Source organism: Cupriavidus sp. SIMBA_020 (assembly GCF_046535395.1).
GTDB lineage: Bacteria > Pseudomonadota > Gammaproteobacteria > Burkholderiales > Burkholderiaceae > Cupriavidus > Cupriavidus campinensis.
This window is the reverse complement of sequence record NZ_JAWRWU010000009.1, coordinates 134,526-160,167: the sequence shown is the minus strand read 5'-3', so window position 1 is coordinate 160,167 and position 25,642 is coordinate 134,526. Positions and strand designations below refer to the sequence as shown.

Annotated in this window: 22 protein-coding genes; 2 read left to right on the top strand and 20 right to left on the bottom strand. The window is 68.5% G+C overall.

Going from position 1 to position 25,642, the window contains the following annotated elements:
- Position 1 precedes the first annotated feature (1 nt).
- The 12 genes from SB751_RS18430 to SB751_RS18375 all read right to left on the bottom strand — a co-directional run bounded on the left by SB751_RS18430 (position 2) and on the right by SB751_RS18375 (position 13,433).
- Positions 2-487, bottom strand: a complete 486-nt coding sequence (locus tag SB751_RS18430) for a DUF3237 domain-containing protein (protein ID WP_250025526.1) — start codon at positions 485-487, stop codon at positions 2-4.
- On the bottom strand, positions 484-1,620 hold the full coding sequence (locus SB751_RS18425) for an ABC transporter substrate-binding protein (RefSeq protein ID WP_410748278.1): 1,137 nt from the start codon (positions 1,618-1,620) through the stop codon (positions 484-486). The genes SB751_RS18430 and SB751_RS18425 overlap by 4 nt, the downstream gene beginning before the upstream one ends.
- A gap of 31 nt (positions 1,621-1,651) precedes the next feature.
- The gene (locus SB751_RS18420; RefSeq protein WP_144196414.1) at positions 1,652-2,932 is read right to left on the bottom strand and encodes a flavin-dependent oxidoreductase; all 1,281 of its coding nucleotides are present in this window, start codon (positions 2,930-2,932) and stop codon (positions 1,652-1,654) included.
- A gap of 131 nt (positions 2,933-3,063) precedes the next feature.
- Positions 3,064-4,110 (bottom strand): DUF2955 domain-containing protein, encoded by a 1,047-nt coding sequence (locus SB751_RS18415; RefSeq protein ID WP_313818969.1) that lies wholly within the window; start codon positions 4,108-4,110, stop codon positions 3,064-3,066.
- Between the two features lie 16 nt (positions 4,111-4,126).
- Positions 4,127-5,278: an HlyD family secretion protein gene (locus SB751_RS18410; RefSeq protein WP_144196416.1), complete on the bottom strand. Its 1,152-nt coding sequence runs from the start codon at positions 5,276-5,278 to the stop codon at positions 4,127-4,129.
- Positions 5,275-6,804, bottom strand: a complete 1,530-nt coding sequence (locus SB751_RS18405) for an efflux transporter outer membrane subunit (protein WP_144196417.1) — start codon at positions 6,802-6,804, stop codon at positions 5,275-5,277. Before SB751_RS18405 ends, SB751_RS18410 begins: the two co-directional genes overlap by 4 nt.
- 17 nt (positions 6,805-6,821) lie before the next feature.
- Positions 6,822-7,991: an AI-2E family transporter gene (locus SB751_RS18400; protein ID WP_144196418.1), complete on the bottom strand. Its 1,170-nt coding sequence runs from the start codon at positions 7,989-7,991 to the stop codon at positions 6,822-6,824.
- A gap of 176 nt (positions 7,992-8,167) precedes the next feature.
- Entirely contained in the window at positions 8,168-8,509 is a 342-nt protein-coding gene (locus SB751_RS18395; protein WP_211943179.1) for a hypothetical protein, read from the bottom strand.
- A gap of 201 nt (positions 8,510-8,710) precedes the next feature.
- Positions 8,711-9,667, bottom strand: coding sequence for a prolyl aminopeptidase (gene pip / locus SB751_RS18390; protein WP_144196420.1), 957 nt, complete (start codon positions 9,665-9,667; stop codon positions 8,711-8,713).
- Between the two features lie 73 nt (positions 9,668-9,740).
- A complete protein-coding gene (locus SB751_RS18385; protein WP_211943178.1) occupies positions 9,741-10,412 on the bottom strand; it encodes a DUF2076 family protein in 672 nt (223 codons plus the stop codon).
- Between the two features lie 85 nt (positions 10,413-10,497).
- Positions 10,498-10,908: a VOC family protein gene (locus SB751_RS18380; protein WP_144196422.1), complete on the bottom strand. Its 411-nt coding sequence runs from the start codon at positions 10,906-10,908 to the stop codon at positions 10,498-10,500.
- A 92-nt stretch (positions 10,909-11,000) separates the two neighbouring features.
- Complete coding sequence (locus tag SB751_RS18375; RefSeq protein ID WP_410748277.1) at positions 11,001-13,433, bottom strand: DUF3772 domain-containing protein; 2,433 nt, start codon at positions 13,431-13,433, stop codon at positions 11,001-11,003.
- A 275-nt stretch (positions 13,434-13,708) separates the two neighbouring features.
- On the opposite strand from SB751_RS18375, the gene SB751_RS18370 reads away from it, so the two are divergent.
- The gene (locus SB751_RS18370) at positions 13,709-14,776 is read left to right on the top strand and encodes a putative zinc-binding metallopeptidase (protein ID WP_144196424.1); all 1,068 of its coding nucleotides are present in this window, start codon (positions 13,709-13,711) and stop codon (positions 14,774-14,776) included.
- Here the strand turns inward: SB751_RS18370 and SB751_RS18365 are convergent.
- The 4 genes from SB751_RS18365 to SB751_RS18350 form a co-directional block, all read right to left on the bottom strand.
- The gene (locus SB751_RS18365; RefSeq protein ID WP_144196425.1) at positions 14,760-15,998 is read right to left on the bottom strand and encodes an MFS transporter; all 1,239 of its coding nucleotides are present in this window, start codon (positions 15,996-15,998) and stop codon (positions 14,760-14,762) included. The two genes, SB751_RS18370 and SB751_RS18365, sit on opposite strands and share 17 nt — an antisense overlap.
- A gap of 141 nt (positions 15,999-16,139) precedes the next feature.
- Entirely contained in the window at positions 16,140-17,222 is a 1,083-nt protein-coding gene (mnmH, locus tag SB751_RS18360) for a tRNA 2-selenouridine(34) synthase MnmH (protein WP_144196426.1), read from the bottom strand.
- Positions 17,219-18,280 carry a selenide, water dikinase SelD gene (gene selD, locus SB751_RS18355; protein WP_144196427.1) on the bottom strand — a complete coding sequence of 354 codons (1,062 nt, stop codon included), beginning with the start codon at positions 18,278-18,280 and terminating at the stop codon, positions 17,219-17,221. The genes mnmH and selD overlap by 4 nt, the downstream gene beginning before the upstream one ends.
- A gap of 69 nt (positions 18,281-18,349) precedes the next feature.
- Complete coding sequence (locus SB751_RS18350; RefSeq protein ID WP_144196428.1) at positions 18,350-19,570, bottom strand: cytochrome P450; 1,221 nt, start codon at positions 19,568-19,570, stop codon at positions 18,350-18,352.
- Positions 19,571-19,906: 336 nt separating this feature from the next.
- Between SB751_RS18350 and SB751_RS18345 the strand changes: the two genes are divergently transcribed.
- Positions 19,907-21,181 carry an epoxide hydrolase family protein gene (locus SB751_RS18345; protein WP_144196429.1) on the top strand — a complete coding sequence of 425 codons (1,275 nt, stop codon included), beginning with the start codon at positions 19,907-19,909 and terminating at the stop codon, positions 21,179-21,181.
- A gap of 87 nt (positions 21,182-21,268) precedes the next feature.
- On the opposite strand, the gene SB751_RS18340 is transcribed toward SB751_RS18345, so the two are convergent.
- From SB751_RS18340 to SB751_RS18325, 4 genes are read right to left on the bottom strand one after another with little or no spacing between them, the layout of a single operon-like run.
- Complete coding sequence (locus SB751_RS18340; protein ID WP_144196430.1) at positions 21,269-22,228, bottom strand: quinone oxidoreductase family protein; 960 nt, start codon at positions 22,226-22,228, stop codon at positions 21,269-21,271.
- 51 nt (positions 22,229-22,279) lie between these two features.
- Positions 22,280-22,846, bottom strand: coding sequence for a TetR/AcrR family transcriptional regulator (locus SB751_RS18335; RefSeq protein ID WP_144196431.1), 567 nt, complete (start codon positions 22,844-22,846; stop codon positions 22,280-22,282).
- A gap of 51 nt (positions 22,847-22,897) precedes the next feature.
- Positions 22,898-24,634, bottom strand: a complete 1,737-nt coding sequence (locus SB751_RS18330) for a protein kinase domain-containing protein (protein WP_410748276.1) — start codon at positions 24,632-24,634, stop codon at positions 22,898-22,900.
- 29 nt (positions 24,635-24,663) lie between these two features.
- On the bottom strand, positions 24,664-25,476 hold the full coding sequence (locus SB751_RS18325) for a formate/nitrite transporter family protein (protein WP_144196433.1): 813 nt from the start codon (positions 25,474-25,476) through the stop codon (positions 24,664-24,666).
- Between the last annotated feature and the right edge of the window lie 166 nt (positions 25,477-25,642).

Here is a 25,642-nt window from a genome sequence, read left to right as displayed (position 1 = left end):
GTCAGCGCACCACGAAATAGCGCAGCACCACCCGGTCCGGGTAGCGCGCCCCGGTAGCCACGAAGGTGTGGCGCATCAGCCAGAGGTAGGCAGGCGCGGCGGTCTCGAAGCGTGGTGCGGTGCGGAAATAGAGGCGGGACGGGTCCACCGTGCCGCCCGCGTTGAGCTGGGCGATGTCCGCTTCCGTGCCGCTGCGCACGCCGGCGTTGACGATGTAGATGCGCGCGCCGTCGTCGGTTTCCAGCACATAGCGCGCTTCGATGTCGGCCGTGCTCCAGCCGTCGCCACTGCCGGGGCGGATCAGCTGGAAGTCCGCGCCGCCGGGCAGGATGCGGCCATTGAGCAACGGCCCGGACGCCGTGCCGGAGAGGATCGGGATCACCCGGCGCTGGCCGAGCGGCCCCGCGCCGAGGTCCGTGGCGGGTGCCACGGCGATCTCGAAGTCCGCCACCCGTTCCAGCGCCGGCGTGGGCAGCGCGGCCGTCATTTCAGCAGCTTCCAGTTGCCATTGTCGATGGTCAGCATCACCCGGCCGCGATTGTCGAAGCCGAAATGGTCCTGCGCCGTGTAGTTCAGCACGCCGTGGGAGACGACGATGTCGCGCTCGCTTTCCAGGGCGTCGCGCAGCGCCTTGCGGAACTCGGGCGTGCCCGGCTTGGCGTGCTTGAGCGCCACGGGCACGATGCGCTGCAGCACCAGACCCGCGTCATAGGGATGCGCGCCGAACTGCGTGCGGGTCTCCGGCCCGTATTGCTTCTCGTAGCGGTTGACGTAGTCGAGGCCCGGCTTGCGCGGTGCGCTGTCCGCCGGCAACTGCTCGGCCACGATCACCGGCCCCGCCGGCAGGATCGCCCCGTTGACAGCCTTGCCGCCGATGCGGATCAGGTCGCGCGTGGCCGCGCCGTGCGTGTGGTAGACGGGGCCGGTGTAGCCGCGCTCGCGCAGCGTGGTGTGTGGCAGCGCGGCGCCGGTGCCGGCGCCGGCAATCAGCATCGCATCGGGCTTGGCGGCCATCATCTTGAGCACCTGGGCGGTCACGCTGGTGTCGGAGCGCGCGTAGCGCTCGGTGGCCAGAATGCGGATGCCCTTCGCCAACGCGGCGCTGGTGAACTCCTTGAGCCACGTTTCGCCGTAGGCGTCGGCAAAGCCGATGAAGGCGATGCTCTTGACGCCATTGGCCTGTGCCCGGGTGGCCACCGCGTCGGCCATCAGCTTCACCGGCTGGGCCAGCCGATAGGTCCACGCGCCGCGCCCGGGCTTCAGTTCGATGGGCGAGAACGCCAGCTGCACGGTCTGGCTCTCGTCCGCGACTTCCGAGATAGCGATGGACGGCGCCACCGACGACGAGCCGAGGATGATGTCGACCTTGTCCTCGGTCACAAAGCGCCGCGCCACCTTGGTGCCCTGCGTGGGGTCCGAGGCGTCGTCCATCAGGATGTAGCGGATCTTCTCGCCGCCGATGGTCTCGGGCAGGAACGGCATGGTGTTCTTCTGCGGAATGCCGAGCGAGGCGGACGGGCCGGTGGAGGAAATGCTGACGCCGACGGTCACCTCGGCGTGGGCGAGGCCGGCGGCCAGCAGCAGGGCCGGCAGGGTGAGTCGAATGGATTGCGGCTTCATGTTGTCTCCCTATGGTCTTGTTATGAGATGTTCAGGCGCGCGGGGCGTCGGCCTGGAGTTGCTGCTGGCCGAAGCCGGCCAGGTTCTTGTATCGCTGGGCAATGGCCTCCAGTTCGGCGCGCGGAATCACCGCGTCGATCTGGGCAAAGCCCTGCGGCGCGCGCTCCTCGGCCATCTGCATGACCTGCTCGGGGCCGTTCATCCGGTTGCGCAGCACGATGCCGGCGGTGCGCGGCAGCCGTTCCGCCTCGTACTCGCGCAGCGCGTAGTCCAGGTCGGCGTGGCCGAGCAGGCAGTCGGTCAGGTAGCGGGCATCGACAATCGCCTGCGCGCTGCCGTTGGAGCCGATCGGGTACATCGGGTGCGCCGCATCGCCCAGCAACGTCACGCGGCCGAAGGTCCAGCGCGGCAGGCAGTCCTTGTCCACCATCGGGAACTCGTAGATGGCCGGCGCGCCGTCGATCAGCGCGGGAATGTCGATCCAGTCCCAGCGCCAGCCGGCAAAGGCGTCGCGGAACACGGATTTGTCCACCTCGCGGTTCCAGTCACTGCGCGGCGGCTCGTCCGGGTAGCTGTCCGGCACGCGCAGCTCGGCAATCCAGTTGATCAGCGAGCGGCCCTGCCGGTGCAGCGGCGCGGAGATCGGATAAGCGACGAACTTCTGGTCCTGATGGCCGGCCATGAACATCGAACGGCCGTCGAGGTAGGGCGCGGCCTCGGTGGTGGCGCGCCAGAGCAGGCGGCGGGAGAAGCGCGGCGCGTCGCCGGTGGGGTAGAAATGCCGGCGCACGGCCGAGTGGATGCCGTCGGCGCCCACCAGCACGTCCGCTTCGGCCTCGACGGTGGCGCCGTCGCTGCGGCGCCGCAGCACGAAGCGCGCAGGCTCGCCCGCCCTGCCGCCGCCCACCGAGGCGATGGATTCGATTGCATGGCCGGCATGAACGCGGTCCGCGCCCAGGCGCTGCACTGCCGTCTCGTACAGCAGCATCTGGAACTGCCCGCGATGCACCGAGAACTGCGGCCAGGCGTAGCCGGCGGCCACGCCGCGCGGCTCGTGCCAGATCTGTTGGCCAAACTTGTTGTAGTAGGAGAGGGAGGATGTCTCGATGGCGATCTCGGCCAGCGCGTCCTGCAGCCCCAGCGCGGCGAGTTCCCGCACCGCATGGGGCAGCAGGTTGATGCCGACGCCAAGCGGGCGGATCTGCTCGCTGGCTTCCCAGACTTCCACATCCATGCCGTGCCGGTGGCAGAGCAGGGCGAGCGTCAGCCCGCCAATGCCGCCGCCGGCGATGGCGATCTTCGGGGTCTTCATGGTCTCCTCCGCGGCCTTTTGTCCGGCCTTGTGCCCGGCGTGTTGCGCCGGCTGCCGTTATCTGCGATGCCGAAATTGTTATGGAGTATAACTAAATGGCTCGCGGGTCCGGGGTGCCAGATCGCCCGTGTTTACCCGGGTGGCGGAGGGGCGGTAGGGGGCGCCTCGGCCTGCGCCCAGCGGCTGCCCTCCAGCCAGTAGACCATCAGCCAGGCATAGAGCGTGATGCCGATGAACAGTGCCATCCGCACGGCGAAGGCCGTGTAGACGTCCTTGCCAGCGGCACTGTCCTGAATCGACTGGCCCAGCAGGATGATCAGCGTCACGAGGGTGTTCAGCCAGAACCCCGGCGCCAGCCGCGTGGGGCTGAGCCGGTAGAGCTTGCGCGCCAGCAGCAGCGCGAACAGCAACATCCACAGGAACAGCATCCACAGGTGCACGAACAGGCTCAGCGCGCACCAGAACAGCATGGCCAGCACGCCGCCCAGCAGCGTGGAGCCGAGCAGTTCGCGCCCCGCGTCGCGGGCGGTGGTGGTGCAGGTCTGCCGGCCCAGGCTGACCGCCTTCATCAGCACCGGGGTATAGCCGGCCGGGTCGGTCAGCGCCAGCAGGAACGCGGGCATCACCACCAGCGCGGCGCGCAGGGCGATCCACGTGGCCTGCAGCGCGGGCAGCGCGGCGGGCGTGGGCGCCGCCGCGCCGGCGGCCTCCGGAAACAGCCAGTGGCAGAGCGCCAGCACCGCCACCGCCATCAGCATGCCCTTGGCCAGCGCGCTGACCACCTCCAGGGCCAGATTGAACTCGAACACGCCGGCGGCGGGAATCATGGTCAGGCCAACGGCGAGGAAGGTCGCCACGAGGTTGCTCCCGCCGCGCAGGCCATAGCGGAAGGTGACGAACAGCCCCAGCCCGACCACCAGCACGCCGCTGAACGGCGCGTACTGCAACACGGGAATCAGCAGCAGGCCCACGCCGGTGGTCAGCATGACCAGCACGGTCAGCGCCGCGCCGGCCTTCCACGACAGGGGCTGGTTGACCACCGCCAGCAGGAAGGCGCACAGCACAGGCGCGAGCATCGGCACGGGCAGCGCCAGCCCGAAGCTGACCGCCATGCACAGGGCCGTGCCCACCGCCAGCCGGAGTGGCCGTTGCTGGCGGGGTGGGCGGGCGATGGGCATGGCGGCGCGTGGGCGATTAATAGACGTAGGACAGCCAGCTCATCACATACAGGAACGCACGGCCCAAGGGATTGAGCGGATTGGCCTGCTTGGGAAACGCCATCACTTCGGCCTGGCCGCCGACGCGGATGCCGGTCAGCCCGCGCAGCTCGGCGGTGTCCAGTTCGATGACCACCGGGAAGCGCTGCGCCGGGCGCAGCCAGTCGCGGCTGTTCTGCACCGTGGGCAGGGCACCCGGCGGGGCGGGTTGCCCGACGCTGACGCCATACCCGACGCTGCGCACGCGGCCATCGAAGATGCGCCCCGGCAGCGCGTCGAGCACCACCGCCACCGGCGTGCCGGGCTGCACGTGGCCGAGGTTGTTCTCGGTCATCTCGGCCGTGACCCAGATGTCGTGGATCGTGATCAGCGTCATCACCGGGTTGCCAGCCGCCGCGAACTGGCCGGTGTCGGTGCGCAGGTCCGTCACCAGCCCGGCGGACCGCGCGCGCACCTGGGTGTTGGACAGGTCGAGTTCGGCCTTCTCCACCGCGCCCGCCGCGCTGCGCAGCTTGGCGTTGTCTTCGGCGCTGCCGCCTTCCTGCTCAATCGCGCGTTGCACCTCGGCACGGGACGCCGCCACCTTGCTGGTCGCCTGTTCCAGATCGGCCCGGGCGATTTCGAGACGGCGCAGCGAGATGGTGCCGGCATCCTCCCGATACAGCCGCTCGAGCCGGTCGCTGTCCTGCCGCGCCTTGACCTCCAGCGCCTGCGCGGCGCGCAGCGATGCGCGCGCCGATTCGATGCCGGCGGTGCTCGCGCCGATCTGCCGGCGCGTGGCCTCCAGGTCCGCGCGGGCGCGGTCCACGGCAATCCGATATTGCCCCGGGTCCACCTCGAACAGCATGGCGCCGGCCTGCACGTCCTGGTTGTTGCGCACATGCACGCGCGTGACCCGGCCGGATACCTCGGAAGCCACCGGCACGACGAACGCCTGAATCCGCGCCTGCTGGGTATAGGGGGTGAGCCGGTCGGCAAGCAGGTACCAGACCAGGCTGATCACGATCAGCACCACGACCCAGCGGATGCCCTTGCGCGCCGGATCGGCGGGCGGCGGCGGGGGCGGCGGCGGCGTGGAAGAGGGGGGCGACTCCGACTTGGCGGCGGCAGGCTGCGTCGTATCTGTCATGGGGCGGCACCGGTGGGTATACGGCGCGGTTCGTCGAGCAGCACGCCCCAGTCGGTGCGCTGCTGCATCTGGGTGCGCGTGGCGGCGTCCACGAGCATCTGGTCGGTGTGCCAGCCGCCGCCGAGCGCCTTGTACAGCGCGATCAGGTTCGACACGGCGCTGCCGCGGTTGACCAGATAGGTGTCCTGCTGCGCCGACAGCGCGCGCTGCGCGTCCAGCACGCGCTGGAAATCGGAATAGCCCTCGCGGTACAGCGCGTTGGCCAGCGTCAGCGAGCGCCGCGCCGAGATGGCGGCATCGCGCAGGATGACGTCCCGCTCGAACGCCTTGATCAGCCCGCTCGCCGCGTCATCGGCCTCGCGCGCGGCCTGCCGCACGCTCTCCTGATAGGCGACGATCAACTGCTGGAGCCGCGCGTCCTGCATGCGCACGTTGTTGCGGATGCGCCCGTAGTCGAACACATTCCAGCGCAGGCTCGGGCCGCCCAGCAGCGTGAAGTTGTTGGGCGTGCCGCCGAGCGTGCTGGCGGACCAGCCGATGCTGCCGATCAGCGTCAGCGACGGATAGAGGTCCGCCAGCGCCACGCCAATCAGCGCGGACTGCGCGGCGATCTGCCATTCGGCGGCGCGCACGTCGGGCCGGCGCAGCAGCAGGTTGGCGGGTACGTCCTGCAGCACGGCGCGGCCGATCAGCGGCAGCTCGCCTTCGTGCGCGGCCAGCTCCGGCAGATTCGGCAGCGTGCCCGGCGGGCGGCCGATCAGCACGGCCAGCGCGTTGCGCGTGCGCAGGATCTGGCCTTCGAACTCGGGGATGGTGCTCAGGGTGCCGAGGTACTGGGTACGCGCCTGCTGCAGGTCCAGCTCGTCGGTCTGGCCGCTGCGGAACAGCCGCTCGGTGATCTCGAAGCTGCGATGCTGCAGCGCCGCGTTGTCGCGCGCGATGCGCAGGCGCGCTTCGGCGGTGCGCAGCGCGTAGTAGGTCTCGGCCATCTGCGCGTGCAGCAGGACCAGCACATCGTCACGATTGGCCTGCGCCGCGAAGTAGGCGGCATCGGCGGACTCGATGGCCCGCGCGAAGCGCCCCCAGAAGTCGAGTTCCCAGCCGATATCGAAGTTGGCGCTGTACTGCCAGAAGCGGCTGTTGGCGGGATTGCGGCCCCCGGACTGGCGCCGGTCCGTGTAGAGCACGTCGGCGCCCACCTGCTGCACCTGCGGAAAGCGGCCGCTCTGGGCGATGCCGAGCTGGGCGCGCGCTTCCAGCACGCGCAGGCCGGCGATCTGGAGCCCGGCGTTGTGGGCATCGGCCTCGGCCATCAGCCGCTCGAGCGCCGGGTCGGCAAAGACCTGCCACCACTCGCGGAGGTCAGGCTGTGCGCGCGCCTCCGTCACCGCGTCGATGGCCTCGCTGCGCCAGCTTGCGGTCCAGTCCTCGCGCTGCGGCGCCATATCGGGGCCCAGCCGGGCGCAGCCGTGCAGGCAGCAGAGGGCAAGCCACAACAGATGCCTGGTGCGGAGCGGGATGGGCATGGACGCGCATGTCCGCGTCAGGCCCGCGGGATCTCGACGGGGGCCACCGCGGTTGCGCCGGGTGCGCCGGGCAGGGGCTCGCCGGACACCACCTCGATGGCCACGGGCTCGCTGGCCAGGGGCGGTTCTTCCACCCACAGCCAGAACAGCCGATAGCCCACGGACAGCATCACGGGGCCGATGAACAGGCCGATGACGCCTCCGGTGACCATGCCACCCAGGGCGCCGATCAGCACCACGGGCATCGGCACATCCACGCCCCGCCCGAGCATCAGCGGCTTGAGCACGTTGTCGGCCAGCCCGGCAATGAATTCATAGATCGCGAACGTAATGGTCGCCACGCTCGGCCCTTCCGTGTAGAGCACGTAGGCGATCACGGGCAGGGTGATCAGCGTGGCCGGCAGCTGCATGATGCCCAGGAGCAGTACCACCAGCGCCAGCACGCCGGCGCCCGGCACGCCCTTGAGCACGAAGCCGATGCCGATCAGCAGCATCTGGATGAAGGCGATGCCCACCACGCCCTGCGCCACGGCGCGGATGGTGGCGGTGCACAGCGCGGCGATGCGCGGCCCGCGGTCAAGCCCGAAGATGCGCGAGGCGATCTGCTCCGAGCTGCGGTGTCCTTTCTCGCCATAGGCCATGATCACGCCGGCAATGATCAGCGCGAAGATGAACACCAGCATGGCCACGCCCAGCCCGGCGAGCTTGCCCAGCAGCAGCAGGCTCATGTCGCGTAACTGGGGCAGGAACTTCTGTACCAGGCTGGTCATGTCGGTGGCGGCCTGCATCCACACATCGTGCAGGCGCTGGCCTATCAGCGGCCAGCTGGCCACGAAATCCGGCGGCTGCGGAATGCGCATGTTGCCGCCGCGCACGGCGTTCATGGCCTCCTCCGCCGACTGGAGCAGCGCGATCCCGAGCAGATAGGCCGGCACCATGATCAACGCCAGCGAGAGCAGGACGATGAGCGTGGCCGCGCGACCACTGCGGTTGCCGATGCGGTCGCGCAGCCGGACGTGCAAGGGGTAGATCGTGATGGCGAGGATGACCGACCACAGGACGAGGTCGAGGAAGGGGTAGAAGATCCGGAAGCAGAACACCGAGAGCACGGCGATCAGGCCGGCCCGGATCAGCACGTCGAGCATGCCGCGGGAGAGCATCCGTTCCGAGAGGGGGGTAGGCAGCATCGTGGTCTCCTGACAGGCCGCCAAGTGCAGTCTAGACCAGCGATCCGGCAGGTACAACCAGTGCGTCACCCTCCGCGAAAACAGTCACATCGGTGCGCCAAAGTATTCATTGGCTTTTTTCGGCACTTTGGCGGGGCGCCGCGTGCCGGCCCCCTCCCGGAGGGCGGCGGCGCCGCCTAGCAGACCGATCCCGGTACGGGTTTGCCCGAGCTGGTCATGCCCTGGCACGCCTCGCCGGCCGCGAGGCCGTTGTCGGTGCCGGGGGCCAGCTTGAGCTTGCCGGCCACGGTGCAGCACAGGCGCGGGGCCGTGGCGGCGGTGGGCGTGGGGGTGGCACGGGCGGCGGGCGGTTTGGGCGCGGGCTCGGCGGCCTCCTCGGCATCGGGGGAGACGCACTGCCCCATATGGCAGATCCGCTCCCCCTTGCACTGCATGTCGTACTGGCATCCGGCGGCCGGGGCGGGCGATGCCCAGGCGAGTCCGATGGAGGCGATGAACAACAGGCTACGCAGCGTCATGACCGCTCCCGCATTTGATGAATCCGGGCTGCCGCTGCATGGTGCACGGTGCAGGGTGGTGCCAGCGAGCGCCCGTGAGTTCAGGATAGGTTGCTGCCGTGGGGGACGAAAGCCTGCGCCGGGCACGCGCGCGGGGCGTTAGTGAGCTAGCCAACACGGGCGTGCGGACACGCCCTTGCAGTCATCGGAAACCGGCAGTCGTCAGGGCTGCACGGCGAACCGGTCGGTCGCGGCGATCAGCTGGTGCATGATGCCGGGCTCGGTCCAGGCATGCCCGGCACCCTCGACCAGATGGAACTCCGCCTCGGGCCACGCCGCGTGCAGCGCGAACGCGTAGCGCACCGGGCACGGCATGTCGTAGCGGCCATGCACGATCACCCCGGGGATGCCGGCCAGCCGATGCGCATCGCGCAACAGCTGGCCGTCCTCGAACCAGCAGCGGTGCGTGAAGTAATGATTCTCGAGCCGGGCGAAGGCCAGCGCGAAATGCGCGTCGGCGTGCTTGGCGCTGTTGTCCGGGCTGGGCAGCAGCGTGATGGTTTCCCCTTCCCAGACGCTCCACGCCTGCGCGGCCTCCAGCTGCTTGGCCTCGTCGGCACCGGTCAGCAGCTTGCGGTAGGCGGCCATCATGTTGCCGCGCTCGGCTTCCGGCACGGGCGCCTGGAAGCGCGCCCACTTGTCCGGGAACATCTCGGAAACCCCGTACTGGTAGTACCAGTCCAGCTCCGCCTGCGAGACCGTGTACACGCCGCGCAGCACCAGCGCGCTGGTCCGTTCGGGATGCGTCTCGGCATAGGCCAGCGCCAGCGAGGAACCCCACGAGCCGCCGAACACCAGCCAGCGCTCCACGCCGGCCAGCGCGCGCAGCCGTTCGATGTCGGCCACGAGGTGCCAGGTGGTATTGGCGTCCAGCCCGGCATGCGGGGTGGAGCGCCCGCAGCCGCGCTGGTCGAACAGCAGCACGTCGTAGCGCGCCGGGTCGAACAGGCGGCGATGGTCGGGCGAGATCCCGCCGCCGGGGCCGCCATGGAGGAACACGGCCGGCTTGGCGCCGGGCGTGCCCACGCGTTCGTAATACACCACGTGCCCGTCGCCCACATCGAGCATGCCGGTGGCGTAGGGTTCGATCGGGGGATAGAGCAGGCGCTGTTCGGACATGGGAGGGCTCGCGGAGGTGGGCGGTGGCGCCAGTGTAGCGCTGCCGGCCCAACTCAGCCGCCGTCAGCCCCGCTCAGACCTGCGACGAATCGTCGTCCAGGAAGTCGTCCAGCCCGGCATCGAGGTAGCCGCTGTCCGCCGAGCCGCTGCTGGGGGTTTGCCCATCGTCGAAGTAGTTGTTGACGATGGTTTCCGACGGCTGGCCCCCGAGGAAGCCGTTGCCGCTGTTTCCGCCCATTCCGCCCATGTTGCCGCCGCCGCCGTTAAACAGGTGTTCGATTCCCTGGAACAGGAACGCGCCGCCGGCCACGCCGGCCGCCGTGGTGGCGATGCTGCCCAGCGCGCTGCCGAACCCGCCACTGAGGAAACCGCCACGCGCGGGCGGGGCCGGCTGCATCGGGGCTGCGGGGGCGGGCTGCATCGGGGCGACCGGGGCCACGCCCCGCCCGACGCTGTTGCCCCAGGCCACGTCGCCATCGGCAAAGCCGCGCGCGCCGTAGCCCTGGGCCGCCTGCCCCTGCTGGAGTTGCTGGAGTTGTTGTTGCAGCCCGGCGATCTGCGCGCGGGCGTCGGCCAGCGCGTGGTCGAGCAGCATGGCGCGCTGTACCAGCAGGTAGGCGGCGTCGGGCTGCCGCGCCACGGCGTCGGCGATCATCGCAGCGGCCTGCGGGTCCTTGCCCTGCGCGCGGGCCTGCGTGAGCTGGGTCAGGAAGTTGTCGAGCGCCTGGGTATCTTGAGGGGTCATCGCGTCACCTGTGTGGTGGTGGGTGGGATGGCCCCACTGTAGGTACGGAAGCTTAAGACAGACTTAAAAGCCGGTCAGGCCGCAATCAGGTCGCAGCCGGATAGCTGGCCACTTCCACCAGATTGCCGTCCGGGTCGCGGCAATAGACCGAGGTCATCGGCCCGAGCGCGCCCGTGCGCTGCACCGGCCCCACCTCCACCGGCACCCGGTGGGCCAGGAAGTGGGCCATGACCTCGGCCGGCGGCATATGCGTGATGAAGCAGAGGTCGTCGCTGCCGGCGGTGGGGTGCACGCCGGTGAACCACGCCACGGTGTCTTCGCCCACCGGGCGCAGGTTGATCTTCTGCTGGCCGAACTTCACCGATACCCGCGTGCCCGTGCGCGACGCGAAATCCTCGCGCTGCATGCCGAGCACCTGCTCGTACCAGGCGGCGCTGGCTTCCACGTCTTTCACGTTGAGGACGAGATGGTCGAGGCGGTCGATGTGCAGCGTCATGTCGGTTCCTTGTCGAAGGGGGCGGGGTGAGGGGGGAGGCGGCCAGCCGGCGGCCTCCCGCACTCTACACCGGGTCCGACCCGGACCGTGGGCTAGGTGCCCAGCGCGGCGGCGGTGTTCTCCAGCCGCAGCGTCTGCGGCACCGACAGGGCGATATCGGCGGCCCGCAGCCGCTTGAGGATCTCGAACAGCAGGTCGCTCTTGGTGTTGGCGGCGATGCGCGGGCTGTTCACGTAGCCCGTCACGCTCAGCGTGATGCCGTTCGGCGCCAGCTGGCTGAACGTGACCGAGGGGGCGGGAATGTCGAGGATGGCCTCGTTCTCGCGGTAGGCCTCCAGCAGCAGGTCACGCACCTCTTCCGGGTCGATATTCAGCGGGAAGGTCAGCTGGAGCGTGGCCACCCCCTGCGTGCTGTTGCTCATCGTCACGTTGCGCAGGTTCTGGGAGATCAGCTGCGAGTTGGGCACGATCACAGTCGAGCGGTCGCCCAGCTGGATCTCGGTGGCGCGCACGTTGATGCGGCGGATATCGCCCTCCACGCCGGCCAGGCTGACCATGTCGCCTACCTTCACCGGCCGCTCCGTCAGCAGGATCAGGCCCGAGACGAAGTTCTTCACGATCTCCTGCAGGCCGAAGCCGATACCCACCGACAGCGCGCTGACGATCCAGGCCAGGTTCTCCCACTTCACGCCCAGCAGCGACAGCATGAGCAGCACCAGCAGCACATAGCCGACGTTGCTGAACAGCGTGATCAACGACGCGCGCAGGCCGGGCTCGCCGCACACCTTGGGCAGCAGTTCCTGGTCCAGCCAGCGGCGCACGGCGCGCATCAGCCAGATCCCCACCACGAGCGCGATCACCGCGTTCAGGATGCGGTCCGGCATGATGTTCAGGCTACGCAGCTTCTCGCCGCCGAGCACGGTCAGCAGCGTATTGAGCAGGTCGGCCGGTGTGCTGCCAAAGCCACCTGTGAGCAGCGCCAGCACGGCCATCAGCAACAGCAGGCTGGCGCCGATGCCGGAGAGCACCGTCGATACTTGGTCCAGATGGCTGTCGTCCACCCCGAACAGCTGCTTGATCACGCGCCCGCTGCGGTGCGCCGACGAGAACATCGTCTCGCAGACATCGCGCGTGAGCTGGGTGAGCAGGTAGAGCGTGCACAGGACGATGTCGAACCAGACCAGTTCGTAGGTCAGGAAGCGCGCCACGCTGATATAGCCGATCAGCAGTGCCACCATCGACACGATCACCACCAACGTCACGGCGGCATGGATCAGCCCGGCCAGCGTGGCGCGCGCCTCGGGGCGCTCCCCGGCGGCGGCCAGCTCCGTGCGCACGCGGTTGGCGCGCAGCAGCGCGGCGCCGATGGTCAGCACCACCACCAGCGAGACCAGCCCCCGGCCCAGCAGCGTGACCTGCACGCTGGTATCGGCCAGGCGGCTCAGCAGTTCCAGCGTGCCCGCCAGCAGCAACAGGCCAGCCAGCACGGTCGGGAAGGGCTTCATGGCCAGCGCGACGGGGTCGGCCAGCGCCGGCAGGCGCCAGGACGGATGCTTGGTGCACAGCAGCGCCCGGCCCAGGCCGGCGATCAGCGCGCTGGTCATCATCAGCTTGCCCAGCTGGGCGATCAGTTCCTGGAATTCCGGCGTCAGTTCATAGCCGCGCGTGAAGGTGGAGAAGACGATCTGCGCCGCGAGGGCCGTCGTCAGCACCGTGGTCAGTGCCATGGCCAGCGCCAGCGCGCTGCGCCGCAGCCGGGTCTCGGGCAGTTGGGTCAGGCAGAACCACGCGGCGCCGCGCTCCAGCAGCCGGCGGCCCAGCGACCACACGGCCAGCGCGAACACCAGCCACAGCACCGTGCCCACCCGCTGCGCGGGCTGCCACGCCAGCGCCAGCAGCGGCACCACCTCATCCCGCAGCGCGCCCAGCCGCTCGCGGTCTTCGGCGGTGCGATGGATCAGCGGCGCCCAGAACTGCGGATTGAGGATGCTGTCCGAGCGCAGCGCAAGCTGGTCGCGCAACTGGCTGCGGTGCAGCTTGGCCACCTGATCCTTCAGGTTGGCGATGTTTTCCTGGCTGTCGGCGGTCTGCTTGCGTTCCTCGTCCAGCTGCGCCTTGCGCGCGTTCAGTTCGGCGCGCTGCCGCGCCACGGCGGGGGCTTCCTTGGCAGTGCCCGCGTCAGGTGGCGGACCCAGCACATCGAGCTGGGCTTGCAGGGCGGCGCGCTGGGCGGTCAGCGTGGCGGTCAGCTTGTCTACATCGGCGGCCAGCTGGCGCAGGGCGTCGTCCAGGCCGTCGAGCTTGGGGTTGTTCGAGCTGCCGGAGGCCTGCTGCTTGATCTCGTCCTGCGCAATCTGCAGGCGCTTCAGTTCGGCCATCGCCTCGACGTGGGTCAGGGTGACGGCTTCGGGTGCCTCGGCGGCCGAAGCCGATTCGGCGGCGAAGGCTGACGAGTACGAAAAAGGGAGTAGCTGGATCAGAGCAACCAGCACAAGGCTGAGGGCGAGCCTGGGAAGTTTGCGCATGTCGGGGGCACGAAGGGGAGCAACAAGGGGAACAACAAGAAGTGACGGCCGCTGGGGGCCGATTCACTTCCGCGAAGGTGGCGGCGCGGCGCGCCGACCGGTATGGAATGGCCCGGGGCCAGTCCGCGGCGCGTTGGCCACGGAAGCCCGGATTATACGCAAGCGGATGGATCACACGGCTTTTTCGGTCATCTTGCGTCGATCATGCCGCTCCGGCATGGCTCTTGCGATATGCTGACCCGAGGCCGGTCCGGACTGGCCAACACCCTCTGACCATGAAGACATTCCACTGCAATCGCTGCGGCAACCTCGTCTTTTTTGAAAACGTTACCTGCGAGCGCTGCAACGCCACGCTCGGCTTCCTGCCGGATATTTCCCAGATCGCCGCGTTCGAAGGCGATGACGACGCCGGCTGGCGCAGCCTGCAGCCCGACACCGCCGGCACGCTGTACCGGCGCTGCCATAACTATCGCGTGGAGGCGGTCTGCAACTGGATGGTACCGGCGGACGGCGAGGACACGCTGTGCCAGTCCTGCGTGCTGACCGATACCATCCCCAACCTGGACGTCCCGGACAACCGGCTCTACTGGTACCGGCTGGAGGTGGCCAAGCGGCGCCTGCTCTATACCCTGCTGGCCCTGAACCTGCCGATCGACTCGCGCGACGATGACCCTGACGGCGGCCTGCAGTTCGACTTCCTCCAGGACGCCGACGATCACAGCAGGGTGCTCACCGGCCACGACAACGGGCGCATCACGATCAACATCGCCGAGGCCGACGACGCCCACCGCGAGCTGACCCGCACTGCCATGCACGAGCCCTACCGCACGCTGCTGGGCCACTTCCGGCACGAGGTGGGGCACTACTACTTCACGCGGCTGGTGCTCGGCACGCGCTGGCTTGAGCCGTTCCGCGCGCGCTTTGGCGACGAGCGGGTGGACTACAACACCGCCCTGCAGCAGTACTACGAGGGCAACCTGCCGCCAGACTGGCAGGACGCGTTCATCAGCGCCTACGCCACCATGCACCCGTGGGAGGACTGGGCGGAAACCTGGGCCCACTACCTCCATATCGTCGATACGCTTGATACCGCCGTGTCCTGCGGGCTGGTGCTGCGGCCCGAGGGGGCGCAGGAGCCGACGCTGACCGATCAGACGCCGGTGGAGGATTCGTCCTTCCGCAGCCTGATGAACCGCTGGTTCCCGCTCACCTACGCGCTGAACAGCCTGAACCGGAGCCTGGGCGTGCCGGACAGCTACCCGTTCACGCTGTCCCCGCAGGTGGTGGCCAAGCTGGAGTTCGTCCACCGCGTGGTGGAAGACGCCGCTATGCAGCGGCCGTAACCTCGCGGCGCGGCGCGCTGCGCAGCGACCACCCGAAGACCAGCAGCCCGCCCAGCGCCAGCAGCAGGCCCACCCAGCCGGTGGAAGTCCAGCCAAGCCCGGCGGCAATTGTCACGCCCCCGAGCCAGGCGCCCAGCGCGTTGGCCAGGTTGAAGGCGGAGTGGTTGAGCGCGGCGGCCAGGGTTTGTGCATCCCCCGCCACATCCATCAGCCGGATCTGCAAGGCTGGCCCCAGCGCGACGCCCGTGCCGATCAGCAGCACGTTGAGCGAGGCGAGCCACGGATGTGGCGCGGTGAAGACAAAGGCCGCCAGCACCAGCGCGGACCAGACCAGCACGCCGCCGATGGTCGGCATCAGCGCCTTGTCCGCCAGCTTGGCACCGGCGAGGTTGCCCGCCACCATGCCCACGCCGAACAGCGCCAGCACCACCGGGATGCCGCTGGCCGGCAGATGGGCCACTTCGAGCATGGTCGGCTTGATATAGCTGAACACGGCGAACAGGCCGCCGAAGCCAATGGCGCCGATGCCGAGCGTCAGCCAGACCTGCTTGCGCGCCAGCGCGCCCAGCTCCCGCAACGGGCTGGCGTGGCGGTCCGCCGGCACGAAGGGCACCCAGGCCAGCACCAGCAACACCGTCAGCACGCCAATGGCGCCCACGATCACAAAGGCCGCGCGCCAGCCGAGCCATGTACCGATGGCGGCGGCAATCGGCACCCCGACCAGCGTGGCGATGGTCAGCCCGAGCATCACCAACCCCACGGCCTGGGCCCGTTTCTCGCGCGGGACCAGCCCGGCGGCCACCAGCGCGGCCACGCCGAAGTAGGTGCCATGCGGGAAACCGGTCACCAGCCGCGCGACGATCATCGACGCATAGGACGGCGCCAGCGCGCTGGCGAAGTTGCCGGCGGCGAAGAACGCCATCAGCGCGATCAGCAGGTTGCGGCGCGGCCAGCGCGCGCCGAGCACGGCCAGCAGCGGCGCGCCGACCACCACGCCCAGCGCGTAGGCGCTGATCAGGTGGCCGGCTTCGGGAATCGAGATGGCCAGGTCGCGGGCGGCGTCGGGCAGCAGGCCCATGATGACGAATTCGCCGGTGCCGATGCCGAAGCTGCCCACGCCCAATGCCAGCAGCGCGCGGCGGTCGGCCGAGCGGTTGCGGGGGGTGGAGGAGTCTGAGGAGAGGTCGGGTAGGGTGTCGAAGTTTCCGGAGGGCGCGGACATAAGGAGAGAGATCGCAAGCATTTATGGATCACCACGCACTGGCGGGCGGGATCTGTGTCCTGCCTCGGGGCTGCCAGCGTGCTCCGGTGTGGCGTCAGGGCGCTATTGTGAAGGAAGTTCGCCCGGCTTGCTGGCGGTGGCTTATCCGCCCTGTTTTGCTCGCTTTGCCGCTTCTGTTCCCCCTTCCGTCGCCGCGATCTCCCGTGCCAGGGCTGTAATCCCTTCGGGGGACAGGTCGTCCGCCGGGATCACGGAGCGCTGGTCCCAGGCGTAGAAGTGCTTGCGCTGGGAGCGCGCGTAGGCGGGGTCGTAGTGCCGCGTCGCCAGTTCGGCGAAGAGTTGGGGCAGGTTGCCGGCATGGGCCATGGCCTGCCACGCGGTGATGGTGTCCTTGCCGTGCAGCGGCTTGAGGTGCGCGAGCTGGTCCGCCAGCCACTGCGGCCGCTCGCCGAGGTAGGCGTAGTCCCGCAGCAGGAAGTCCAGCCGCGCCGGCAGCGCCGCCTGGATCTCCACGCAGGGCGCGGCGCGCATGCGGGCGACCAGCGGCACCGGCAGGTTCAGCTGGCCGATGCGCGGGCCTTCGCCCTCTATATATAGAGGGCGCGAAAAATCCAGCCCTTCGACCCCCGCCGCGAGGGCGGTTTCGAAGGCGGTCTGCGAGGGCTGGGGGTGATCCGGCACGGCGCCGAGCAGCGATCCCTTGTGCCGCGCCAGCCCCTCCAGATCCAGGGTTTGCTCGCCCTGCGCGGCCAGCGCGTGCAGCAGCCGTGTCTTGGCGCTGCCCGTGGCGCCGCACACCACTACCAGCGGCAGCAGCGGGGCCTGCACGGCCAGGGTGTCGATCACATGCCGGCGCCAGGACTTGTAGCCGCCGGCCAGTTGCTGGGCGTCCCAGCCGACCATGCGCAGCCAGGTCGTCATCGACCCGCTGCGCAGCCCGCCGCGCCAGCAATAGACCAGCGGCTTCCAGCCCGCCGGGCGGTCTGCGAAGGATTCGCGCAGATGGCGGGCAAGGTTGGCCGCCACCATCGCGCCACCCACCCGCCGCGCCTCGAAGGCGCCAGCCTGCTTGTAGAGCGTGCCGACGATGCGGCGCTCCTCGTTGTCCAGCACCGGGCAGTTCACGGCCCCGGGAATGTGATCGATGGCGAACTCGGCGGGCGAACGGGCATCGATCAGCGTATCGAAGGCGTGCCGATCCTCCACGCGGACGACTGGCTTCATGCGCGCACCGCCAGGCCGGGCGCGCCGGCTTCCATGCGGCCGACCACGGCCGCCTCGCCGAAACCCTGTTCCCGGAAGATGCGCAGGACGGCGTCCACCGCCTGTGGCGCGCAACTGACCAGCAGGCCGCCGCTGGTCTGCGGGTCGGTCAGCAGCGCCTGGGCGATGGCGGGCAGGCCGGCATCGATCTGCACCTCGCCGCCATAGCCCTCCCAGTTCCGGCGCGACGCCCCGGTGACATGGCCCTGCCCGGCCAGCGCGGCCACGCCGGGCAGCAGGGGCAGGGCGGACCAGTCCAGCACCGCGCGCAGGCCGGCGCCGCGCGCCAGCTCCAGCGTGTGGCCGGCGATGCCGAAGCCGGTCACATCGGTCAGCGCATGCACGCCATCCAGCGCCGCGAGGGCCATGCCGGGGGTGTTCAGGCGCGTGGTGGTGTCGATCAGCCGCGCGTAGCCGTCATCGGCAAGCTGGCCCTTCTTCAGCGCGGCGGACAGCACGCCCACGCCGAGCGGCTTGCCGAGCACGAGCACGTCGCCGGCGCGGGCGTCGCGGTTGCGGCGGATCTTCGACGGATGCGCGAGGCCCATCACCACCAGCCCGTAGATCGGCTCGACCGAGTCGATGGTGTGCCCGCCCGCAATCGGGATACCAGCCGCGCGGCACACCGCCTGACCGCCTGCCATCACCTGGCCGATCACCTCCACCGGCAGCTGGTTGACCGGCATCGCCACCAGCGCCAGCGCCATGATCGGCCGTCCGCCCATGGCGTAGACGTCGCTGATGGCATTGGTGGCGGCAATGCGGCCGAAGTCGAACGGGTCGTCGACAATCGGCATGAAGAAATCCGTGGTCGCGATCAGCGCCTGATCGTCGTTCAGCTGGTAGACCGCCGCGTCATCGGCGGTCTCGATGCCGACCAGCAACTCCGGCGGCATCGGCAGCCCGCCACTGCTGCGCAGGATCTCGGACAGCACCCCCGGCGCGATCTTGCAGCCGCATCCGCCCCCGTGGGAAAAGCTGGTCAGGCGGATGTCGGGGGGAGTATTTGGCGTGGTCATGATGGCTGGGGATAGGTGCGCAAGGAACACGCAAGGATACCCCACAGCCCTGTGGGACCGCCCCCTCGCTTACCGCGCGCGAACCTTCAGCGTCGCCACGCCGCGCAGGTTATTGCGGCGGTGCCAGGAGAGTTGATCCAGGTCAACCGGATGCAAGGCCGGGAAGCGGGTGAGTACGCCCGCAATGGCCGATTCGAGTTCGAGCGTGGCCAGCCGGGTGCCGAGGCAGTAGTGAATGCCGCCGCCGAAGGCGAGCGAGGGCACGGCGTCGCGGGAGAGGTCGAGGCGGTCTGGGTCGCTGTACACGGCCGGATCGCGGTTGGCGGCGCCAATCAGCATGAAGACGATGCTGCCGCGCGGGACGGTCACGTCTGCCACGGCGACCTCCTCGAACGCCGTGCGCACCACCATCTGCACCGCGCCGTCATAGCGCAGGCATTCGGCCACGGCTTGCGAGACCGCTGCGGTGTCGGACAACTGCGCCTTCAGGCGCGCCAGTTCGGCGGGCGCCCGGAACAGCGCAATCATGCTGTTGCCGATCATGTTCGAGGTGGTTTCATGGCCGGCCACGAACAGCAGGATCACGTTGGAGATGATCTCGGCCTCGCTCAGGGTGGCGCCGTTGTCCTCCGCGCCGAGCAGGCTGGAGATCAGATCCTCGCCGGGATGCGCGCGCCGCTGCGCCACCACGCGCTGGAAATACGCCTCCAGCTCAAGCGCCGCCTCGTTCGCCGCCGCGAGTTGGGTGGCGTTGAGCGGTGCGAGGTCGAGCGCGGAGGCCAGCCGGCTGGCGGCCGTGCCGAGTGCCACGCCGTCAGCGGCCGGGATATTCAGCAGCCGGCAGATGATCTCCACCGGCAGCGGCAAGGCGAAATCCGCAATCAGGTCGAATTCGGGGTTGTCGCCGAGTTTGTCGCCGATGCGGTCGAGCAGCCCCTGCGTGGTGGCCTCGACAATCTCGCGCAGCCCCTCCACCTGCTTGCGGTTGAACGCCTGCATGAGCAGCGCGCGCAGCCGGGTATGCGCCGGCGGATTCATCATCAGGAAGGTACGGCTCAGCGCCTGGAACACCGGGTCTTGCGTGGCGGCTTCGCCGTAGCGCGCCTGCACGCTCTGGAGGTAAGTCTTGCCCATGCGGCGGTCGCGCAGCAGGGCATCGATCACCGTGAACTGGCCGGTAACAAAGATGTTGGGCCCGAGCGGCAGCAGGGCGCCCGCGTTGCGGATCTGGTCGTACAGCGGGTATGGATTCTCGAAAAAGGCGGGGGAAGCGAATGATTCGAAGTTCATCACTTTTTTCTTGATCTTGAGGAGGAGGGACGAAGGAAAACCGGTGCCGATTTTCGGGTCTGTTATAGCAGCCGGCCGGCTCGCCATCCATCTGACTCTGTATCGCAATGTATCTGGCCGCGTGAGGATACATGGCGAGCCAAAACCGTGCATTGGCGACACGTTGAGCCGCTACTTGGCCGCCACACTGCGTGGGTTCGTGCAAGTTTCGTTGCAGTGGGCGAATCAACCAGGAGAATCTGTATGTCCCATGCCGTTACCCAATCTGTCACTCAATCCGTTACCCCATCCGTTCGGCAATTCGCATTGGCCCGCCGGGCCATTTCAGGCGCGGCAATGCTCGCGGCCATTGGTTTTGCCGGCGCCATGCAACCCGTATTTGCCGCCGACCCGGCGCCGAAGGCGGCTGCCGCGCAGCGCGCGAGCACCGACGAGAGTATTCGTCCGTTCAAGGTGCATGTGCCCCAGCGCCAGCTCGACGATTTGCGCAAGCGGATTGCCGCCACGCGCTGGCCTGACAAGGAAACCGTGAGCGACGAATCCCAGGGCATCCAGACCGCGCGGGTGCAGGAACTCGTCAAATATTGGGGATCCCAATATGACTGGCGCAAGGCCGAGAAAGAGCTGAATGCGCTGCCCCAATTCGTCACGACCATCGACGGGGTGGATATTCATTTCATCCACGTCCGCTCGCGCCACCCCAACGCGCTGCCGGTCATCCTGACGCACGGCTGGCCGGGCTCGATTTTCGAGTTCACCAAGACCATTGGCCCGCTGACCGACCCGACGGCCTATGGCGGCTCGCCGGATGACGCGTTCGATGTCGTGATTCCGTCGATTCCCGGCTATGGCTTTTCCGGCAAGCCCACCGAACTGGGCTGGGGGCCGGACCGCACCGCGCGCGCGTGGGATGTCCTGATGAAGCGGCTGGGTTATACGCACTATGTGTCACAGGGTGGCGACCATGGCTCGGTGATTTCCGACGCGCTCGCCCGGCAGGCGCCGAAAGGCTTGCTGGCCATCCATCTGAATATGCCCGCCACCGTGCCGGGTCCGCTGATGAAGTCGATTCTCAGCGGCGATCCGGCGCCTTCGGAACTGACCGCCCCGGAGCGCGATGCCTACCAGTCGCTGAGCACCTTCTTCGGCCGCAACGCCGCCTACGGCGCGATGATGGTGACGCGGCCGCAGACCATTGGCTACGCGCTCTCGGATTCTCCGCTGGGCCTGGCCGCCTGGACCTACGAGAAAATCGCGCAATGGAGCGACAGCGGCGGCGTGCCCGAGCGCGTGGTGTCCCGCGACGCCATCCTGAACGACATCACGCTGTACTGGCTGACCAATACGGGCGCGTCTTCCTCGCGTTTCTATTGGGAAAACAATAACAACAACTTCAGCGCCGACGCGCAGAAGACGCGCGAGATCAAGGTGCCGGTGGCGATCAGCGTATTTCCGCACGAGATTTACCGCGCGCCGGAAAGCTGGAGCAAGCAGGCCTACCCGTCGCTGATGTACTACCACCAGACCGCCAAGGGCGGGCATTTCGCCGCCTGGGAGCAGCCGCAACTGTTTGCCGAGGAACTCCGCGCGGCATTCAAATCCGTGCGCTAACCCGTGGGCTAACCGGTGCGTTAATGCTTTCGCCGTCCTTCCCGTGGAAGCGATTTCCCGCCCGGCCGCAAGGCCTGGCGGGTTTTTTTACGGAATCAGCAGCAATTTTCCCGCCGAAGCCCGGCTCTCCATCTGGGCGAGGGCCGTTGCAGCCTCCGCCAGCGGATAAACCTGCCCGATACTCGGGTGCAATTTCCCCTCGATCATCCACTGGAACAGCCGGGCCGCCCGCGCGCGCAGCAATTCGGGCGTGCGCACGTGATGGGCGAATACCGCGTAGCCCAGCTTGATGCTCTTCGGCAGGCTCATGATGTCCAGCGTGCCGGGGCCGCCGAGCACCGGCCCGTACCAGCAGAACGTGCCGGCAACCCGGAGCGCATCGAGCGAACCCTGGAAGGTGGCCGGGCCGGAGCCGTCATAGACCACGTGCACGCCTTCGCCGCCCGACAGCCGCACGGCCGCTTCGGCAAACTCCCCGGCGGTGTCCACGATGACATGGTCGGCGCCGGTACGCCGGGCGATCTCCGCCTTGCTCTCCGACGAGACGCGGCCAATGACCGTGCCGCCCCGCAGCTTGATGATCTGCGTCAAGAGCAGGCCAACCCCGCCGGCGGCCGCGTGCACGAGGGCGATGTCGCCCGGCTGCACCGGATAGAACTCGGTGGCGAAGTGGCTGGCGGTGAGCCCCGCCATCATCACGGAGGCGGCCGCGCGATCGTCGATGGCGTCGGGCAGCGGCACCAGCGAGGTAGCCGGCATGACCACCATCTCGGCATAGCTGCCGGGGCCATAGGCCCAGGCCACGCGCTGGCCGGGCCGGAAGTCCACGACGCCTTCGCCAACGGCCACGACCCGTCCGGCTCCTTCCACGCCCATCCCCTTCGGGTAAGGCATCTCCAGCCAGAATTGGCCGCGCCGGACGCCAATGTCCATGAAGTTCACGCCAGCCACGGCAACTTCGACCAGCACCTCGCCCTTGGCCGGCGTGGGGGTGGGTACGTCGCCATAGGCGAGCCCATCGGGGTGATGCAGCAGTACAGCTTTCATGTCGTTACCTTATTTATTGAACGATCGTTCCAAAATGGAGAAAAAAACGGCTCACGCCAGCACCCGCAGCGCGAGGTTGCCCAGCGCCTGCAAATCGCCTGCGCTGGCCCCGCTACGGGCCGCGATCCGGATACCGGCAATGTTCGCGCTCACGAACCCGGCCACGTGTTTCGGATCCAGATCCGGGGCGATGTCGCCGTCGGCCTGGGCTTCCTTGATCCGGGCGGTCAGGGCATCCTCCAGCACGCGCGCGGCATCGTGATGAATCTGCGTCAGGTCCGCGCGCCCGTGCCCGAACTCGCAGATCGAGCCAACGCCCAGGCACGGCGTGTGCGCGTCAGCCACCACGCGCGCGATCAGGCGCTGGATGCCATCGCGCGCCTTGGGCTGGCTGCGCAGCGTGGCGAGATGCGCGTGGATTTCCGTCTCGGCATAGCGCTGCACCGCCGCGCGGTAGAGGTCCCACTTGTCGTGGAAGGTGTCGTAGAGGCTCTGCCGGCCGATTTTCATCGCGTCCGTCAGCATGCCGGCCGACGTCCCCGCAAAGCCGTGTTCGCGGAACACGCCAATCGCGGCATCGAGCGCTTCGTCCTTGTTGAATGCTTTGGGTCGGGCCATGGAGGGAATGTAGTAATTCTGGAACGTTTAGTCAAGAATTACGATGCGACATCACATTCCTATTACCCGCAGCCCCAGCAGAACGACCACCGCCACCCCCAGTAGCGCCGCCAGCGTTTGCCAGAACCGCAGCGGGTTCCGTTCCAGCAGTGGCGGCGTTGCCCGTTGCCAGAGCGGCTCGCTGGGCGCCCGCAATGCCTGGACGAACTCCGACAGGGCTTCGTGCCGCTTCAGGGCGTTGGGGTGCAGGGCGCGCCGCAGGGCGTGGTCGACCCAGGCCGGGAGTTCCGGGCGCTGCTCGCGCAGGCTGGTGTAGCGCAGGCGCCGGACGTCGGCGCGGTCGCGGATGCGCGTGACTTGCAGGCCGTAGGGCAGCTTGCCGGTCAGCATCTGGTAGGCCAGGGTGGCCAGCGAGAACAGGTCGGACGCCGCCGTGCCGTCATCGCCGACAAAGTATTCCGGCGCGGTGTATTGCAGCGTACCGACCGGCATGGCCGAGTGGGGCGGGCGTGTGGCCTCGGCCAGCCCCGCCACGTGGACCGAGCCGAAATCGATGATCTTGACGGTGCCCGAGCGGTCGATCATGACGTTCTCGGGGCGGAGATCCTGGTGCAGCATCTCGCGCCGGTGGAACGCCTGCAGCCCGGTGGCCAGCTGGGCGATGATGCCGCGCACGGCGTCCAGGTCGGGCAGGGGATGATCGATCATCCATTGCGCGAGCGTCTGGCCCTCCAGGTACTCCATCGCCACGAACAGGTGCTTGCGGGGCCGGTCCGCCGCGTGGGGACGCAGGACGTGCTGGTTGTCGATGCGCCGGGCGACCCATTCCTCGAGCAGGAAGCCCTCCAGATGGGCCGGGTCGTCGCGTTGATCCACGGCGGGCGTTTTCAGCGCCACGTGTTGCCCGCTGTGGTCGTCGACTGCCAGATGTACGTGGCTGCGGGCGCTGCCGTGCAGGGCCCGGACGATGGTGTAGCCCTCGAACTGCATGCGGGGCGCCAGCGGCGGCGGCAGGGTCAGGTGCCGGGTCTGCGCCATCGCGTTGCGGGCGCCGGGTTCCGGCAGGGCGTCGACACGGGCCAGCAGCAGCGTGACGTTGTCCTGGCTGCCGCGCGCCAGGGCCAGCGCCGTGAGCGCCTGCGCGGCGCGGTCCAGATCGTCGCCGCTGGCGGTCAGGGCCTGGTGGATATCGGCGGCTTCCAGGTATTCATAGGCGCCATCGGTGGCCAGCAGGTAGACCTCGCCGGGCTCCACGCCCCACGTGCGGTAGTCGATCTCGACAGACGGGCTCGCGCCCAGCGCCCGGCCCAGATAGGCCTCGGAGGCCGATACGCAGATCCGGTGATCGACGGTAAGCTGCTCCAGCGTATGCCGATGCAGCCGATAGACGCGCGCGTCGCCCACGTGCAGCAGGTGGGCCTCCCGCGCCTTGAAGATCAGCGCGCTGAAGGTGCAGACGTAGCCGCGATCGCGGTCGAAGCGGGCCTCGCTGTGCCGGCTCTGGGCGTGGAGCCAGGAGTTGACGGCGGCCAGCACGCACTGCGCCGCCCGCCGCACGGTCCAGGCTTCGGACGTGCAGTAGTAGTCCTCGAGGAAGGTGCGGACGGCGGCAGCGCTGGCGATCTGGCTCACCGCGCTGCTGCTGATGCCGTCCGCCAGCGCCAGCGCGACGCCCTTGGTCACGCGGTGGTGGCCGACGGGGTGGGCCACGCCATGAAAGTCCTGGTTGACCGCCTTCCGGCCAGCGTCGGAATGTTGGCCAACGCTGACCTGGAGCCCGCCGGACATGGCGTGGTCGCCTCGATGCCGGATAACGATCAGCCCAGCGCGCGCTTGCTGGCCGTCTTGTAGTGCGTGCTGTAGAGCGTGGCGCCCACGAAGGTCAGGCCGCCTACCAGGTTGCCCAGCACGGTGGGGATTTCATTCCAGATCAGGTAGTCCATGATCGTGAAGTTGCCGCCCAGCATCAGGCCCGACGGGAACAGGAACATGTTCACGATGGAGTGCTCGAAGCCCATGTAGAAGAACACGAGGATGGGCATCCACATGCCGATGACCTTGCCGGACACCGAGGTCGACATCATGGCGGCCACCACGCCCGTGGAGACCATCCAGTTGCACATCACGGCGCGGATGAACAGCGTCAGCATGCCGGCGGCGCCGTGCGCGGCGTAGCCCACGGTACGGCCTTCGCCGATGTGGCCGATCTTCTGGCCGACGGCGTTGGGGGCCTCGGAGAACCCGAAGGTGAAGATGATGGCCATGAACAGCGCCACGGTGATGGCGCCGGCGAAGTTGCCGCAGAACACCAGGCCCCAGTTGCGCATGACGCCGCCCCAGGTGGCGCCCGGGCGGCGGTCCAGCACGGCCAGCGGCGCGAGCGTGAAGACGCCGGTCAGCAGGTCGAAGCCCATCAGGTACAGCATGCAGAAGCCGACCGGGAACAGCAGTGCGCCAACCAGCGCGTTGCCGGTGTTGACGGTGACGGTCACCGCGAAGGCCGCCGCCAGCGCCAGGATGGCGCCGGCCATATAGGACCGGATCAGCGTGTCCCGCGTGGACATCAGCAGCTTGGACTCTCCGGCATCGACCATCTTGGTGACGAACTCGGTGGGGGCGAGATAGGCCATTGTGTATTTCCTCTCCGTTTGCTTCGTTTGCTTCGTTTGCTTCGTTTGGCTCGGAAATGACAAACGGCGTCCGTCCGCCCGGCCTACGGCCGGCGCGTGACAGGACGCCGTCATCCTTGATGCTTTACAGGGGGGTGTACTTCCAGGCCGCCATCAGCCCGATGTC

Excerpts from the sequence above, each read along its gene's own strand:
- selD (WP_144196427.1), bottom strand. The coding sequence starts at position 18,280 with ATGACCACGCCAAATACTCCCCCCGACATCCGCCTGACCAGCTTTTCC.
- SB751_RS18405 (WP_144196417.1), bottom strand. The coding sequence starts at position 6,804 with ATGCCCATCCCGCTCCGCACCAGGCATCTGTTGTGGCTTGCCCTCTGC.
- SB751_RS18395 (WP_211943179.1), bottom strand. The coding sequence starts at position 8,509 with ATGACGCTGCGTAGCCTGTTGTTCATCGCCTCCATCGGACTCGCCTGG.
- SB751_RS18420 (WP_144196414.1), bottom strand. The coding sequence starts at position 2,932 with ATGAAGACCCCGAAGATCGCCATCGCCGGCGGCGGCATTGGCGGGCTG.
- SB751_RS18415 (WP_313818969.1), bottom strand. The coding sequence starts at position 4,110 with ATGCCCATCGCCCGCCCACCCCGCCAGCAACGGCCACTCCGGCTGGCG.
- SB751_RS18325 (WP_144196433.1), bottom strand. The coding sequence starts at position 25,476 with ATGGCCTATCTCGCCCCCACCGAGTTCGTCACCAAGATGGTCGATGCC.
- SB751_RS18400 (WP_144196418.1), bottom strand. The coding sequence starts at position 7,991 with ATGCTGCCTACCCCCCTCTCGGAACGGATGCTCTCCCGCGGCATGCTC.
- SB751_RS18385 (WP_211943178.1), bottom strand. The coding sequence starts at position 10,412 with ATGACCCCTCAAGATACCCAGGCGCTCGACAACTTCCTGACCCAGCTC.
- SB751_RS18350 (WP_144196428.1), bottom strand. The coding sequence starts at position 19,570 with ATGAACTTCGAATCATTCGCTTCCCCCGCCTTTTTCGAGAATCCATAC.
- SB751_RS18430 (WP_250025526.1), bottom strand. The coding sequence starts at position 487 with ATGACGGCCGCGCTGCCCACGCCGGCGCTGGAACGGGTGGCGGACTTC.
- SB751_RS18340 (WP_144196430.1), bottom strand. The coding sequence starts at position 22,228 with ATGAAAGCTGTACTGCTGCATCACCCCGATGGGCTCGCCTATGGCGAC.
- pip (WP_144196420.1), bottom strand. The coding sequence starts at position 9,667 with ATGTCCGAACAGCGCCTGCTCTATCCCCCGATCGAACCCTACGCCACC.
- SB751_RS18410 (WP_144196416.1), bottom strand. The coding sequence starts at position 5,278 with ATGACAGATACGACGCAGCCTGCCGCCGCCAAGTCGGAGTCGCCCCCC.
- SB751_RS18330 (WP_410748276.1), bottom strand. The coding sequence starts at position 24,634 with ATGTCCGGCGGGCTCCAGGTCAGCGTTGGCCAACATTCCGACGCTGGC.
- SB751_RS18365 (WP_144196425.1), bottom strand. The coding sequence starts at position 15,998 with ATGTCCGCGCCCTCCGGAAACTTCGACACCCTACCCGACCTCTCCTCA.
- SB751_RS18375 (WP_410748277.1), bottom strand. The coding sequence starts at position 13,433 with ATGCGCAAACTTCCCAGGCTCGCCCTCAGCCTTGTGCTGGTTGCTCTG.
- SB751_RS18335 (WP_144196431.1), bottom strand. The coding sequence starts at position 22,846 with ATGGCCCGACCCAAAGCATTCAACAAGGACGAAGCGCTCGATGCCGCG.
- SB751_RS18345 (WP_144196429.1), top strand. The coding sequence starts at position 19,907 with ATGCTCGCGGCCATTGGTTTTGCCGGCGCCATGCAACCCGTATTTGCC.
- SB751_RS18370 (WP_144196424.1), top strand. The coding sequence starts at position 13,709 with ATGAAGACATTCCACTGCAATCGCTGCGGCAACCTCGTCTTTTTTGAA.
- mnmH (WP_144196426.1), bottom strand. The coding sequence starts at position 17,222 with ATGAAGCCAGTCGTCCGCGTGGAGGATCGGCACGCCTTCGATACGCTG.
- SB751_RS18425 (WP_410748278.1), bottom strand. The coding sequence starts at position 1,620 with ATGAAGCCGCAATCCATTCGACTCACCCTGCCGGCCCTGCTGCTGGCC.
- SB751_RS18380 (WP_144196422.1), bottom strand. The coding sequence starts at position 10,908 with ATGACGCTGCACATCGACCGCCTCGACCATCTCGTCCTCAACGTGAAA.